The 12,800-nt window shown below is 71.3% G+C and carries 14 protein-coding genes and 1 pseudogene; 8 read left to right on the top strand and 7 right to left on the bottom strand.

The features are described from left to right. Window positions 1-93 precede the first annotated feature (93 nt). Window positions 94-396 (bottom strand): annotated as a pseudogene (locus ABZW30_RS44855) (DDE-type integrase/transposase/recombinase); the annotation flags it as partial. A gap of 31 nt (window positions 397-427) precedes the next feature. Between ABZW30_RS44855 and ABZW30_RS44850 the strand changes: the two are divergent. The 3 genes from ABZW30_RS44850 to ABZW30_RS44840 all read left to right on the top strand — a co-directional run bounded on the left by ABZW30_RS44850 (window position 428) and on the right by ABZW30_RS44840 (window position 3,543). Continuing rightward, entirely contained in the window at window positions 428-1,570 is a 1,143-nt protein-coding gene (locus tag ABZW30_RS44850) for a hypothetical protein (protein ID WP_355677102.1), read from the top strand. A gap of 83 nt (window positions 1,571-1,653) precedes the next feature. After that, window positions 1,654-3,372 carry a PAS domain S-box protein gene (locus ABZW30_RS44845; protein ID WP_355677101.1) on the top strand — a complete coding sequence of 573 codons (1,719 nt, stop codon included), beginning with the start codon at window positions 1,654-1,656 and terminating at the stop codon, window positions 3,370-3,372. A 39-nt stretch (window positions 3,373-3,411) separates the two neighbouring features. Further along, the gene (locus ABZW30_RS44840; RefSeq protein ID WP_355677104.1) at window positions 3,412-3,543 is read left to right on the top strand and encodes a hypothetical protein; all 132 of its coding nucleotides are present in this window, start codon (window positions 3,412-3,414) and stop codon (window positions 3,541-3,543) included. Window positions 3,544-3,655: 112 nt separating this feature from the next. Here ABZW30_RS44840 and ABZW30_RS44835 read toward each other — a convergent pair whose 3' ends face one another. The 4 genes from ABZW30_RS44835 to ABZW30_RS44820 form a co-directional block, all read right to left on the bottom strand. Then, entirely contained in the window at window positions 3,656-3,859 is a 204-nt protein-coding gene (locus ABZW30_RS44835) for a hypothetical protein (protein ID WP_355677100.1), read from the bottom strand. 313 nt (window positions 3,860-4,172) lie between these two features. Further along, complete coding sequence (locus ABZW30_RS44830; RefSeq protein WP_355677103.1) at window positions 4,173-4,412, bottom strand: hypothetical protein; 240 nt, start codon at window positions 4,410-4,412, stop codon at window positions 4,173-4,175. A 59-nt stretch (window positions 4,413-4,471) separates the two neighbouring features. Beyond that, window positions 4,472-4,654, bottom strand: coding sequence for a hypothetical protein (locus ABZW30_RS44825; protein ID WP_355677099.1), 183 nt, complete (start codon window positions 4,652-4,654; stop codon window positions 4,472-4,474). A gap of 126 nt (window positions 4,655-4,780) precedes the next feature. Further along, on the bottom strand, window positions 4,781-6,412 hold the full coding sequence (locus ABZW30_RS44820; protein ID WP_355677098.1) for an SMI1/KNR4 family protein: 1,632 nt from the start codon (window positions 6,410-6,412) through the stop codon (window positions 4,781-4,783). Between the two features lie 273 nt (window positions 6,413-6,685). Here ABZW30_RS44820 and ABZW30_RS44815 point away from each other — a divergent pair, with 273 nt between their 5' ends. Then, window positions 6,686-7,243, top strand: coding sequence for a hypothetical protein (locus tag ABZW30_RS44815; RefSeq protein ID WP_355677097.1), 558 nt, complete (start codon window positions 6,686-6,688; stop codon window positions 7,241-7,243). A gap of 331 nt (window positions 7,244-7,574) precedes the next feature. Here ABZW30_RS44815 and ABZW30_RS44810 read toward each other — a convergent pair whose 3' ends face one another. After that, window positions 7,575-8,933 (bottom strand): tetratricopeptide repeat protein, encoded by a 1,359-nt coding sequence (locus tag ABZW30_RS44810; protein ID WP_355677096.1) that lies wholly within the window; start codon window positions 8,931-8,933, stop codon window positions 7,575-7,577. 357 nt (window positions 8,934-9,290) lie between these two features. On the opposite strand from ABZW30_RS44810, the gene ABZW30_RS44805 reads away from it, so the two are divergent. Then, window positions 9,291-9,986, top strand: a complete 696-nt coding sequence (locus tag ABZW30_RS44805) for a hypothetical protein (RefSeq protein ID WP_355677095.1) — start codon at window positions 9,291-9,293, stop codon at window positions 9,984-9,986. Between the two features lie 208 nt (window positions 9,987-10,194). Here the strand turns inward: ABZW30_RS44805 and ABZW30_RS44800 are convergent, their stop codons facing one another. After that, complete coding sequence (locus ABZW30_RS44800) at window positions 10,195-11,055, bottom strand: hypothetical protein (protein ID WP_355677094.1); 861 nt, start codon at window positions 11,053-11,055, stop codon at window positions 10,195-10,197. A 388-nt stretch (window positions 11,056-11,443) separates the two neighbouring features. Here ABZW30_RS44800 and ABZW30_RS44795 point away from each other — a divergent pair, with 388 nt between their 5' ends. The 3 genes from ABZW30_RS44795 to ABZW30_RS44785 all read left to right on the top strand — a co-directional run bounded on the left by ABZW30_RS44795 (window position 11,444) and on the right by ABZW30_RS44785 (window position 12,678). Next, the gene (locus ABZW30_RS44795; protein WP_355677093.1) at window positions 11,444-11,866 is read left to right on the top strand and encodes a hypothetical protein; all 423 of its coding nucleotides are present in this window, start codon (window positions 11,444-11,446) and stop codon (window positions 11,864-11,866) included. A gap of 127 nt (window positions 11,867-11,993) precedes the next feature. Next, window positions 11,994-12,359, top strand: coding sequence for an AAA family ATPase (locus ABZW30_RS44790; RefSeq protein WP_355677092.1), 366 nt, complete (start codon window positions 11,994-11,996; stop codon window positions 12,357-12,359). Between the two features lie 46 nt (window positions 12,360-12,405). After that, window positions 12,406-12,678, top strand: a complete 273-nt coding sequence (locus ABZW30_RS44785; protein ID WP_355677091.1) for a chaplin — start codon at window positions 12,406-12,408, stop codon at window positions 12,676-12,678. Window positions 12,679-12,800: the final 122 nt, after the last annotated feature.

Raw genomic sequence — 12,800 nt, 5'->3', positions numbered from 1 at the left:
GACGACCGCCCGGTCAACGCCTGCATCCATCCCGCTGGCCTGCCCATCAACACCTCCGAGGACGAGGTGTTGCAACGACCGATTGAATCCGCCCTGCGACCCGGCGTCCGAGTGATGTATCAACTCACCTCGCTGGTGGGGGAATCCGTCACGGTCGCGCTGCCACAGCGCCATGTCCAGCGCGTCCAGGACGAGCCGGGTCTCCTTGGAGGTCGCGGCCGACCAGCCGACGATGCGCCGGGAGAAGGTGTCCACGACGAAGGCCACGTAGACGACTCCAGCCCAGGTGGCGATGTGGGTGAAGTCGGCGACCCAGCAGCGGTTCGGCGCGCCGGCGACGAACTGGCGGTCCACGAGGTCAGGGGCGCGCTCGGCGGCCGGCTCCGCGATGGTGGTGATCACCTTCTTGCCGCGCACGGCGCCGGCGATGCCGAGCTCGCGCCACCTGCGCGAGTACTTCCCCGGCTACCTCGCCGCCGTCCAGCCGATCACCGGCGGCCTCACCGCGCCGCTGGCCCGCACCCTGCTGGCCACCGCACCCACCCCCGGCCAGGCCGCCCGCCTCACCCGCACCCAGCTCAAGGCCGTGCTCAAGCGCGCCCGCCGCCGGCGCGGCATCGAAGCCGAGGTCGAGCGCCTGCACGCCGCCCTCCGCGTCCCGAAAATGCGCCAGCTCCCGCTGGTCGAGACCGCGATGGGCCGCCAGACCCTGGTCCTGCTGGGCAAGTTCGAGACCGCCTGCACCGCCGCAGACGACCTCGCCGACGCCCTGGAGACCTTCGCCGACCACACCGCCGCACCCGGCACGGCCGCCGGCGCCGACGTCTGGCTGACCATCGGCACCCCGTACGAAATCGAACAACGCACCGTCCGCCTCCCCACGAGCGTGGCCGGTACGGCGCCGGCGGCCGCGCCCACTACGAACCCCGCCCTGCAGACCCGCGCCGCTGGGACTGGCGGGGGGACACTCCGTGACACCGCTCCAGACCAACCCCGGCGGCACTGCGGCGCCGGCCCGCACACACTGAGAGGACCGGTCCGCACCCGAACCCCCGAGCGGGCAGCGGACCGGCCCCGGGTGTCAGCGCCAGGTCACCTCGACATGGGCAGCGAGGAACTGGAGTCCCCAGACCACAGCGCTCGCACCAATGGTGGACCCGACCCCGATCAGTACCTGTTCGCCCAGCCGGCCACCCCAATCCCCCCGCGACCCGGAACGCTCCGCTGTCTCTTCAAGACGCGGTCGCGTACGGCGCTCCGTTCCGTCCCACCCGGCCACGTTGTGCGCCTGACCGCGCGGCTCCAGCTCGTCCACGCTCTTCTCCGTTCGATTGACCATCAACAGCAGGGACCCAACTCGCCAGGTCACGAACCTGGTGCCAGCCTGGTGCGGACCTATCGCAGGCCCGGCCGCCTCCAGCACGCCGACGACACCCGGATCGCTCACAGCGGACCACCAGGGCCCGATCGACTCAGCACCACCTGCGGACCGACAGGCCGAACTCCCCGCCCGACAGCCACGACAAGCACAACAGCCGTTCCCCCACGACGGCTTGATCCCGTCGCCTAGGCTTCCGTCAGGCACAGATGTTGCACCAGACGCAACAGTTGCCAATCGGCTGCAACACCGAAAACACCCGATGAGGAAGCAGAGTGCTGGAGAAACGAGCGGAGCAACTACCTGAGCTGGACGAGCCGGAGGTTGAGGCATTCGCTGACTTCCTCACCCAGCTCTTCACAACACTCGCCACCTCCCTCACCCGCTATGCCGCCCGGGTCAAACGAGACAAGGGCTCGGTCTCTCGCTACCTCAACGGTCGGCGCATCGCCCCCGAGGACTTCGTTGAGGAACTCCTGATCCAGGTCGCCGAGTTCACTGGCAACCCCGTCACCGATGACGTCCGAGTTCAGGCCTACCAACTCCGGCTAGAGGCGTTGCGCGTCCGCAACCCCACCCAACACGAGCTTGAACAGCTCCGTGAAAGCCTCGGCGCAGCCGAACGCGAACTCCAACGCGCCAATGTTCGTGAACGCGCCCTACTCGAGGCCGTTGTAGTCGCTCAGGAACGAGCGACCCAGGCCGAGCAGCGATACCGCCAACTGGAAAGCGACTGGGCCACCGTCCGCTACACCTCTGGCTCGGCGGAGCTCGACATCTACACCCCGCCCGAAGGAGCAGACGAACTCCGGAGCGAGATTCGCGATCTCAAGACCGAGCTAGAAGCCTTGCGGAGCGAACTGTCTCGCGCTCAGGCGCTGAAACTCACCGCAGAGGAACAGTGCGTCCAACTGGAGAGCCGCCTTCTTGCTGCGGAGGCTACCTTGCAGATGGAGCGCACCCGAAGCCATGAGGGAAGCACTGCTGGTCCGGAGCAATCGGGGCAGCTGGACAGAACCTGGACAGAAGGCGAGCCGTACGTCCGTCTCGCGACCCTCCGCACCTTGCAACGGATCGTGGCGGACGTCAACGCTGCCCTCAGCCTGGCGGGCACGCTGCAGGCCGTCGTCGAGGGCGCGGTGCACGGACTCGGCTTCGACACCGCCACGGTCAGCCTGGTCCGGCCGGACGGCGACCTGGTGGTGGCGGCGGTCTGGGAGCTGGAGGAGAGCTCGATGGGCGGGCCCTCGGTGCTGCTCGGCCAGGTCGGCTCGCGGGAGTCCTGGGACCGGCTGCTCGCTGCGGGCGACCACTGGGGCACCCTCCGGTTCCTGCCGTACGACCGCGGCTGGGCCGTCGCCAGCGACATCCCGTGCTGGATCGGGGACGGCCCGCTGCCCGTCTACGCCAACGACTGGCATCCGCAGGACATGCTCAACGCCCCGCTGCACAGCGCCGGTGGTGACCTGCTCGGGGTGCTCTCGGTGGACCGCCCGCGCAGCGGCAAGCGACCTGGGGCCTGGGTCCGCGAAGCCCTGGAGACCTTTTCCCTGCAGGCCTCCATCGCGATCGGCAACGCCCGGCTGCGGGCCGAGATGCAGCGCGCGCTGGCCCGCCTGGAAAAAGACCAGGTGGCTCTGCGGGCCAGTGAGGAGAGCTTCCGGAGCACCTTCGAATTCGCGCCCAGCGGGATGGCGATCACCGAGCTGCACGGTGCCGGGCGCGGCCAGCTGACCAGGGTCAACGACGCGCTCTGCCACATGCTCGGCCGCCCCCGCGCGGTGCTGCGTCAGCAGAGCTTCGCCGACCTCGTCCACCCCGAGGACCGCGCCTTGCTGCAACGCGACGGCACGGAAGTCCGCGAGGTCGAAGTTCGGCTGTCCCGCCGGGACGGCAGCTATCGGTGGGTGTGCCTGCGCAACTCGATCGTGGCGGACTCGGCCGAGGGCCCGAGCTTTCTTATCACCACGGTCAACGCCATCAACCGGACGTGAAGCGGCGGGACACCAACGCAGCGGGTACCACACCCGACGGTGCTCAGCGGGCTCGCTGACGGTGCCGCGCTGGCCACCGAGATCGGCCGGTACGGCGCCGGCGGGCGCGCCCACTACGAACCCCGGTCCGCAGACCCGCGCCGCTGGGACTGGGCCGGCGACACCCCCTGACACCGCCCCGGACCGACCCGAGCGGTGCCGCGCCGCCGGCCCGCAGATACTGGACGGGCCGGTCCGCGCCCGAACCCCCGAGCGGGCAGCGGACCGGCCCCCAGCCGAGGTGTCAGCGCCAGGTCACCTCGATGTGCTGCACCAGGAACAGCAGCGCGGCGACGAGCGCCCCAGCGCCGGTGTTCGACAGCACCGAGCCCAGCATCCGGCCCGGATCGCGCCAGGCCGGCCGCTCCGGCTGCGCCGACGCCTGGGTCCTGCCGTTCGTCCTGCCGGTGCGCGGCATCGGGCGCCGCCGTGAACTGCGTGCGGTCATGAAGGGTCCCCTCCTCGTGAGTGGCTGAACGGACGCAGCTGCGCACGACGACGTTTCAGTGTGCGCGGTGCCCCGGGCAGGGCCAGGGCGGGTCCGTGGCGCTGGACGATAGGGGAGCCAGAGCGCCAGTCAAGTCCTGGCCGGGGGAGCGGAATCGGGCAGCGGGACGAGGCGAAAGCGGCGCACTGTACACGCTCCTGGTGGCCGGTCAACCCCCGACGACCTGAGGGAACCATCACCCCGAGACGCAAGGGTGGTCTCCACCCCGTGAACGGGGTGGAGACCACCGGGTCGGGATGAGCGGGAGAGGCGGCTACAGCTCCGGGGTCGTCGCGGACGGTGCGACGGCCTCGCCGCCGTTCTCGACGGCGGCGATGACGCGCTGGTGATAGGAGGCGAGGATTTCGCCGTCGGGTAGGGGAGCGGGGGTGCCGGTGAGGGTGTACCACTCGTCGGCGCCGCGGTACTGGACCGCGACCCAGGCCTGCCCGTTCGGGAAGGCGGTGGTGACGACGGCGAGCTCGCCGGTGATGCAGCCGACCTCCTCGGTCATCACCCCGCCGGGCCCGGCCGTCACGTGGGCCTGGTGGCGTTCAGAGGCCGATGCCGCGGTCACCGGTCGCAGGTGTCGAGCATGTCAGACAGGGCCTGCTTCTCGGGGCCGGTGACGTTGAGCCGGTAGTGGCTCTTCACCTCGACCCACGCCCGGGAGTAGGTGCACCAGTACGACCGCAGCGGGGGCCGCCACTGACTCGGGTCCTTGTCGCCCTTCGACCTGTTGCTAGCCGCGGACACCGAGACCAGCTGAGGCTCCACCAGGTCGTTCGCGAACGCCTTCCTCGTGCTGGTGTCCCAGAGATCGGCACCGACTGGCGGGGAGCGTCATTCCAAGCGTGCGATATTGCTCAGCTGGCGGCCATTTCACCGGGTGCGGTCGATCTCACCGTCCGACGCGAGAGTCCCGGAGATGACGAAAGACGCTCCAACGGGCAGGCCGAGCCTCTCCGCCCAGGACAGCGCCTCTGCGCGGGACGTGTCGCGCTCGGCCAGGCGGGCGGCGGCCAAGGAAGGCGGCACCTTGTCCTCGTCCAGCAGGACGGCCCACTGGCTGCCGGTGAGGGCCAGGTAGCGCAGCTGCAGGAACTCCGCGAGCACGGTCAAGTCCTGGACGGTGGCCTGGGAGAGATCCAGGCCGCGCAGATTCGGTGCCGTGCGTAGCGGGGTGAGGTCGGTCGTGGCGGAGGTGGCGAGGTCCAGCGAGCTGAGGTATCGGTGGCCGTTGAGTGGTGTGAGGTCGCCGCCGTGGAGGTCGATGGCCAGGGACTCGACGGGCAGGTCCCGGATGGGGGTCAGGTCGGTGACGGGGCGGCGCTTGAGTTCGAGTTTTCGTAGTTGGGGCGCGGCGGCGAGCGGCGTGAGGTCCATCGGGCTGGTGGGAGCGTTGGTCTGGATCAGAACGGCCTGGAGACCGGGTGACACGGCGTGAGGGATTCCGCCGGATCGCAGCTCGGGATCGGAACCGGGCGCGCACGGACCTTCCACGAAGTCGATGTAGTCGACGTCGTCTTCCCCTACCTCGTAGGCGCCCCGGTCCAGCAGGTCCAGGTAGCGGGCGAGGAGCGAGGTGACGGAGTCGCAGACATGGAGCGGCCCGTCGTAGTAGTCGCGGCCGATCTGGATCACTTGCCCTGGATGTCCGGCATGGGCGGGGGACATGTCGACCGCCAGGTAGTTGCCGTCGTCAGCGGTGGCGAACGGGAGCCACGCGGGGTGCTCGTGGCAGCGTCGAACAGTACCGGGCGGGTCGGCGTCCAGGACGACCGCATCCCAGTGGTTCTCCCAGCCGGTCCACACCGGTTCCCGCAGGTCGGCGTTGGCGGCGACCAGGCGGGCCAGCGGTATCCAGCTGAGGTTGCCGAACAGGCCACAGGCGTCGTCCCCACTGCCGTCGGCGAATAGGTACAGCGCCCGCAGATCAGCGGGCAACGGTCGGCCGAGGCGGCGCTCGGCGTCCGCGAGGGCCGCCTCGGTCACGGGCGGGGGCAGCGCCTCGGAACGTCCCAGGATGTCGGCACGCTGCTTCAGGTAGGCGCGGAGCCGGGCGAGCGCCAGGTCCGGGTTGCCCGCCGGGCCCGCCGTGCCCTGTTCCTGGGCGTATCCCGAGGAGGAGAGCCGGTAGCCGTGATCCAGGACCGCCAGGAAGCCCGGACGCTCTCCGTGTAGCCGTGAGACGACGTCACGGGACGCGACCAGCGAGTACTCCCCGGATGGCCAGCACCGTATCTCCAGCCTGGTGCGCTCCCAGCCGCGCGCCGTACCCACCGCCGCCGTCACGTCACGCAGATCCTGGAAGCCACGGGCCAGATGGAACCGCCGCGCGCTCGCGCCAGGGAGCATGCACTTGCCGGAGACGTTGAGACCGAAAAGGCCTTCGGTGCTCACCAGCACCGCCTCCGTCCACCCCACCGGTGCGTTCGCCGCGATGATCCCGGCCACCCGTGCAACGCCCCGCTCGATCAGCTCGGCCATGTTCTGTTCCGCTTCTGTCGACACTCCCGCGATCATCGCAGGGGCCCATGACAGACCCGGTCAGCAGAATCCCGGCCGGGGGGCTGCAGGCTCAGCCCGGCGGAGCCGACGGCCATGGAGCGCAGACCCGCCTTGCCCACCACTACCGCGCCGAGCGTCATTCCACCCGTGCTGCATTCGACCGCTACCACCGGTGCCGGCGGGGTGTCGGGGGCGAGCGCTACGGTACGTCGCCATGGACGCTGCCGATCTTGACCACCGGACCCGCACGCGGTCCGGCTGCATCCCGCCGGAGCCATGGGCACCGGATCCGTGGCGCGCGGCGTCGCCGACCGCCTGGCCGACGCCGGCTTCACGACCAGCACCCCGCCGACCGGCGGGACCCACGTGCACGTGCTCGTGACCGCGTTCGCCCTCGCGGAGCCGAGCCCGTACATCTACGAGGAGACCCGCCGCGTCATCGCCGCGATGACGCCCGGCAGCTGGTGGCTCGACATGACCTACCACCCACTACGGACCGACGACCTGTGGATCCCGTTGGAGGACCTCGCCCGCGTGACGCGCGTGCGTGTGCCGGTCACCGACGTGCGCGGCGTGCTGGTGGCCAGCCCGCCCGTCGCCCTGGACCTTCGCAGCCGTGAGGTGTGCGATGCCATCCTGAGGGTCGCCGACCTCGTCCTGCCCACGCAGACCCCCGAGTTCCCGATCGCCTCGCTCGACCTCGGCCTCGCCGAGCCGCCCGCGCGGGCGCACCACCTGCGACCGGTCTCCACTCAGCCGTGCCGCACCAGCCGCCCCGCAGTACCGGCCGCCTCGTCGTGCAGCCCGACCCGGACCGGATTGCGGCGGGTCTGAGCAGCGACCCGGCTGCGGGAGAGGGGAACGCAGCCGGGCTGCCGCAAAGCCGCCGGTAGGAGCACAGCGGGGAGACCGGAGAGCCATCGGCAAGGCCCAGATGGACCTGTCGCCGACGTCGCGCCCACCCGCCGGCTGTGCCTTGCCGACGCCGTGTTCGGCCAGGTACTGCGGTGGATGTGACGCGGCTGGCTGTCCGTGCGGACCGGCCGTTCGTTGGGAGGCGAGCGAAGGAGTCTTCGGCTGCACCGCCACCGGTTGTCCCCCGCGGACTGCGGCGCGAGCGGCCGGCTCTTCGTTCTGTGGGGCGCCGCAGCGGTTCTCGGGCACGTCACAGGCCGTCCCACAGGCCGATCAGGACGTCCAGCCCAGCAAGCGGCGGTTGCGTGAACAGCCCGTACAACCGCGGGTCGAACCGGTCCGCGCCGTCTCGCACGGCCAGGGCCTCCTGCAGACACCGCCGTGCCCGGTCCATGTCACCCAGGGCGGCGAACGCGAGAGCCCGCGTCTCACCCGTTGCACACGGGTGCGAGTAGACGCCCGCGGACGGCAGGCGATAGGTCATCGCGGCGGCGGCCGCGAAGTGCCGACGCGCCAGCGGCGGATCGCCAGCTCGCTCCAATACGCCGAGCAGGAGCAGCGGCCAAGCGGCCGTCCGTGTCGCACCCAGCAGCCGGACGGCCCGGCCCAGCTCCTCCCGGGCCTGCTCCTTGCGCCCCGACATGAGATGGATCCAGCCCAGCAACCCGTGGGCCTGGCCGTCGTCGAGGTCGCCGCGAAGGAGGACCGCAAGGTGAGTGCCGGCCTCCCGGGTGCGGCCGACCCGGACCAGCAGACAGGCCAGGTTCCACCGGCAGATGCGGACCGCAGGACCCATGGCGACGGCCTGGCGCAGCACCTGCTCGGCGGCATGCAGACGCCCGCGCCCGACGAGAGCCCAGCCCAGCGCGTTGAGCGTCCACGGCGTCGCCTGCACCGCGACGGCCCGCTCGGCCGTCTGCACGGCTTCCTTCCACCGCTGCAGCTCCCCCAGGGCGAAGCACAGCACCTCACCGGTCCGGCCCCAGCCCGGTGCCAGCTCGTGCGCCCGTGAGGCGGCCCGGTACGCCCCGTCGTAGTCGCCGCCGTCCAGCAGTGCTTGCCCAAGGACCACATGGCCCCAGGCGGAGCCCGGCCATCCGGCCACAGCGGCCCGGGCGTGCACGGCGACCTCGTCGGCACGCGCGTCGCCCGCTTGCAGGACCTCGGCCAGGCCCAGGTGCCCAAGGGCCGAGGCCGGATCACAGGCAAGGGCCGCGCGGCAGGAAGCCCCGGCGTCCTCCAGCCGCTGCTGCTGCAGCAGCACGTAGCCCAGCTCGCCATGCGCGGCCGCGCACCCGGGCCGCAGCGCCACCGCCGCGGTGAACTGCTCCTCGGCATCCCCCCAGCGCTCGAGGGCCGCAAGCGCCCGGCCCAAGTCCAGCAGGACCTCCACGTCCCAGGGCGCGAGCTCCACGACAGACGACAGCACGCCGACAGCCTCCTCCCAGCGCTGCGCCCCAACCAGTTCGAAGCCGAGCTCTCGCCGTACTGCGGTGTCGTGGGGCCAGGCGTGCAGAAGGCCTTGCAGGTTCGCGATGCGGATCTCGACATCCTCTCCGTCGTCCGGATCGGGCCAGCGCCAGTCCCCGGGGACCGCTTCCTCCGTCAACACCGCCTCCGCGCACGTGGGAAACCGGGCGCCTTCTGGGGCGGCGCCCGTGCCCGGAATCCCACAACGGTGCCCGCACCGGCAAGCTGCCAACGACAGCGATCCCGCCCGGCGGGAAGCTGCACCGCTGCGCCGGGTCGGCGGCCCGCCCAGCGGATTTGCCGCCCCGCCCTGGCGGTACATCGGCGCCGTACACCGGACACGAATGCCCTGCATGTTGTCATCCGCCGTGTCAAGTCCCATCGTCTGACTTCACCGAACCGGCCCCGGCTCCGCGGCCATGGCTGGGACCATGCAGGTGCGGGCCGCAACCACCGCGCCGTACGCCCGGCCCCAGGAACGAGGTGCGCGACTGCGATGCATGACCACATTCCGCCGCTGGCCATGAAAGTCCACCAGTTCCTCGGCTGGGTCGGCGCCGGCCGTCCGCTCACCGGCACCGGCGAACTGCGTATCGCGGACGCTCTCGAACTTGTCGGCCTCCTGGAGACCGGCGACGACCCAACGGCCGGCGGGCACCTCAGGGGCCTGCGCTCCAGCCGAGACCTTCCCGGCCTTCGGACCTTGCGGGACATCGCCGTCGAGGCCGGGCTGCTGCGCACGGTGCGAGGGCGCCTGGTCCCAGTCAAGAAGCACGCCCACATGGCAGCGACGCCCCTCGGCGTATGCGACCTCCTGGTGAGAAACGTCCACGAGACGGCCCCGCTGCTTCTCAGCCCGGACAGCGAACAGCCCGGGCTGGGTGCCGTGGTCCTTCAGACCCTGTGGGCCTCGCTGGCGACACAGGAGGTATCGGCCCTGCCCGTCCACGACCTCCACGCGGCACTATGGGCGGCCGTCGCCGACAACATCGACCCCGGCAACCTGTACCCACCGGGCACCACCATCGATCAGGCGAAGGCGGAACTCGCCGAGCGAGCCGACCTCGTGCTGTCAGCGTACGAATCCCTGGGCCTGATGGTCATCACCCACGACCGGGGGACCGTCGAGACGACAGCGCGTGGACGTCAGGAAGCCGAGCGGCGCACCGCGCGGCTCGCGACGGCGCGGTAGGCAACTTCCGGCGCCACGCCCGCCGCCCCGCGACCCGGTGGCCCGGCTGCGTCCCTGCCGTCGGGCTGGACCTGCTCCGAGCCCCACGCCGTCCATGGACAGGCCGTGGGCCGCCGACCCGCGCGAATCCCCTCAATGGGCCGGGGTGGTGCCGAGGCATCCATCGGAACCACCCGAATCAGCCGGGTCCGCCCAGGGGTGACGGCCGTCAGCCGGCCACCGCGTCGTACAAGCCGCGGCCCGTCCGCTGCGCCCGCCCGGCCTTGGCGAGGCGTTCGAGCATCGTGCGCACCGCGTCGAGCGCCCCGTTCTGGTCGTCGAGTCCGAGCAGGACGGTCACCTCCCTGGCCCGCAGCGGGCCCTTGCCCTGCCCGAGGACGGCCAGCACACTCTGCGCGTCGGTCAGCCGCCGACGGCCCGCCGCCGTCCGTGGCGGCGTCATCCGGCTGCCTGCACCCTCCGTGGCTTTCGCAGGCGCCGCCTTTCCCCGGGCGGCCGTCGTGCCCGCGGTCTTGGAGGCGCCGCGGGCAGCCCTTTTCACGGCCGGGGCCGGGGTCGGCGCGGGCGCCGCATCCTGTTCCCGGGTGCCCGTCGCCGACGCCTTCCCCGTGGCGGCCTTTGCGGCCGCTCGCTTCCCCGTGGCGGCCTTTGCGGCCGCTCGCTTCGCGGGGGCGGCCGCCTTCCGCGTGGTCGTCCTCTTCGCCGCCGCCTTCTTGGAGACGGCCTTGCGCGGGCCCGCGCCCCGGCCCCCAGCGGCCTCTCCAGCGGAGCCGGACTCGGCAACGGGCAACTCGGAAGGCTCCTGCGCCGACCGCGCTCGGGCGGCAGGCGGCTCGTGCGCGACGCCTACCCGCACGGTGCCCTGCACCTGGTCCCGCTCCCCGAGCGGAGCCTGGGCCAGAACATCCAACCCCTCCAGCACGGCCACCATCGCGTCCTCCTGGGCGATGAGGGCCGCCAACTGCTCCTCAAGCCGGCGCCGCTGCTCCCGTACGGCCGGCAGCTGCGCCTCCACGAGGGCCCGCGTCGATCCCACACTGCTGTCCGAGCCGAACGTGTGTCCGTCCACAAGTGCTCCTTCAACTTCCGTTTGTGTCAGCGAATGTACGGCGATCACGAGGACCGGCTCAGCGGGATGGCGAAATCCGACCCGTGAGGGTTGCATCGCACCTATTCGGCAACAGACTCCGTGGCCCGGCCGGCAAGGTCGATTCCAGCCGCCTGCCGCTCACGCACCCGGTGCGTAACGCCACGCAATTCGGCCCGGCGCCGATCAGCAGCCCACCATCGCCCACGACCTCGAAGGCCGCAGACTCCCGCGTACCCGCGTCCTCCGCGGCGTCATCAATGAGTATCGGTACGCAGCTTGACCAGCGGCGACGAATTCCCGAGCCCCACAGGATGAGAATCCTGTCGAGATCCGATCATTCCGGCGCGCAGCGAGCTGCGCATGCCGCATGATCTCCCGTGTGCTGAGTTACGGAGACGAGTACCCCGGTGAGTGGTGGGCGCTGCGGCGCGACGAACGGCTCCTCTCCTTCGATGTCGCCCTCACCGTGTGGAACCGGCCGCCGCTGGGCGACGTGCCGGACGTGTCGGAGGTGCTGGCCAAGGTGGAGCACGCGGTTGCATGGTGCCGCCGATCGGAGGCAAGCGAGGGACAGCGGCGGGCGGGCGAGCTCCTGGCCGCTGCGATGAAGGACCTGGAGGCCGCCGAAGGGTTGGAGAACACGGCATTGGCCGTGGTCAACCATCACCTCCGCCGGGCGCTTGACCAGGTAGTGGAGGCGGTGGAGGTGATGCCGCAACCGACCAACCCGTCGGTGCCGGGCCCACACCTATCCCGGCCGGCCGGTCAACCAGCGGCGGCGCGGCCGTAGTCGCCCGCACTGGTGACGACCGACCCGGCGGACCGGTTGAGGACGACGGGACGCGGTTCTCTAGGCCCCGCTGTCCGCGGCGGGGTGGGGTGGGGGGGCGTCAGCCGGTGCGGCCGGTCGCCGCGCTGTGCCCTCTCCTCTCCTGCGTCCGAATGATGCCAGCCGCGTGCAGCGGCGAAGGACGCCCGCCGGTCCGCGCGGTCCTGGCCCCGATGCCACACGTCCGCGACTCAGTCCAGTCGTCGACCTAGCCGACACTGCGCCCGCCCTGCTCACCGCGGCCACCACCGCATCCCGCCCGGCTACGCCCCGTGCCGCTGGCCTTGCGCTGTGCCGTCCCCCGCTGGAGCGGCGCCTGGCCCGCCTCCTGGAGCACCTGGAGGACGACTACGACGTCTGCGTCGTCGACTGCGCCCCCTCCATCGGCGTCATCACCGACTGCGCCCTGATGGCCGCCCTCCACCCGCCGTTGCTCTTGTCGGGTGATCTTTAGGTGTCGTGGATTAGCTCGCCAGGCGCCGGCTGCGAAAGTCCTGGACATGAAGAGAATCGTGCTCCTGGCCGCAGGCCTAGGGGGCGTGCTGGCGACGGTGTGTGCCGGGCCTGCCCAAGCCGGCGCGTTGGCGGGCCCGGGCGATGGTGGGTGCGTCAACGTCGGCAGCGCTGAGTCGGTCGGGGCCGCGGTCGGCTCGCCGGGCGTTCTGTCGGGGAACGTGGTGCAGATCCCCGTGAACGCGCCGATCAACTTGTGCGGCAACAGCATCCACATCGGCGGCGGAGGCGGTGGCGGAGGCCACGGCGGCCCGGGCTAGTCACGGCTGACGCTGCGCCATCTCCATACCAGAACTCCCAGGGCGCTGCGCGCCCTCCACGGGGCAGGGAAGAATGGGCGCGGGCCGTCCGGTACGCCGGTGTGACTGTGGTGTCTGCGAGC

The organism is Kitasatospora sp. NPDC004669 (genome assembly GCF_040609455.1).
GTDB lineage: Bacteria > Actinomycetota > Actinomycetes > Streptomycetales > Streptomycetaceae > Kitasatospora.
The sequence above is the reverse complement of the archived record's forward strand: the minus strand, read 5'-3'. Positions and strand labels throughout refer to the sequence as shown.

Bases quoted from the DNA above. Each gene is read 5' to 3' on its own strand.
- ABZW30_RS44835 (WP_355677100.1), bottom strand. From the start codon at position 3,859: ATGACCGCACGCAGTTCACGGCGGCGCCCGATGCCGCGCACCGGCAGG.
- ABZW30_RS44795 (WP_355677093.1), top strand. From the start codon at position 11,444: ATGATCTCCCGTGTGCTGAGTTACGGAGACGAGTACCCCGGTGAGTGG.
- ABZW30_RS44815 (WP_355677097.1), top strand. From the start codon at position 6,686: ATGGGCACCGGATCCGTGGCGCGCGGCGTCGCCGACCGCCTGGCCGAC.
- ABZW30_RS44785 (WP_355677091.1), top strand. From the start codon at position 12,406: ATGAAGAGAATCGTGCTCCTGGCCGCAGGCCTAGGGGGCGTGCTGGCG.
- ABZW30_RS44830 (WP_355677103.1), bottom strand. From the start codon at position 4,412: ATGACCGAGGAGGTCGGCTGCATCACCGGCGAGCTCGCCGTCGTCACC.
- ABZW30_RS44805 (WP_355677095.1), top strand. From the start codon at position 9,291: ATGCATGACCACATTCCGCCGCTGGCCATGAAAGTCCACCAGTTCCTC.
- ABZW30_RS44850 (WP_355677102.1), top strand. From the start codon at position 428: ATGCCGAGCTCGCGCCACCTGCGCGAGTACTTCCCCGGCTACCTCGCC.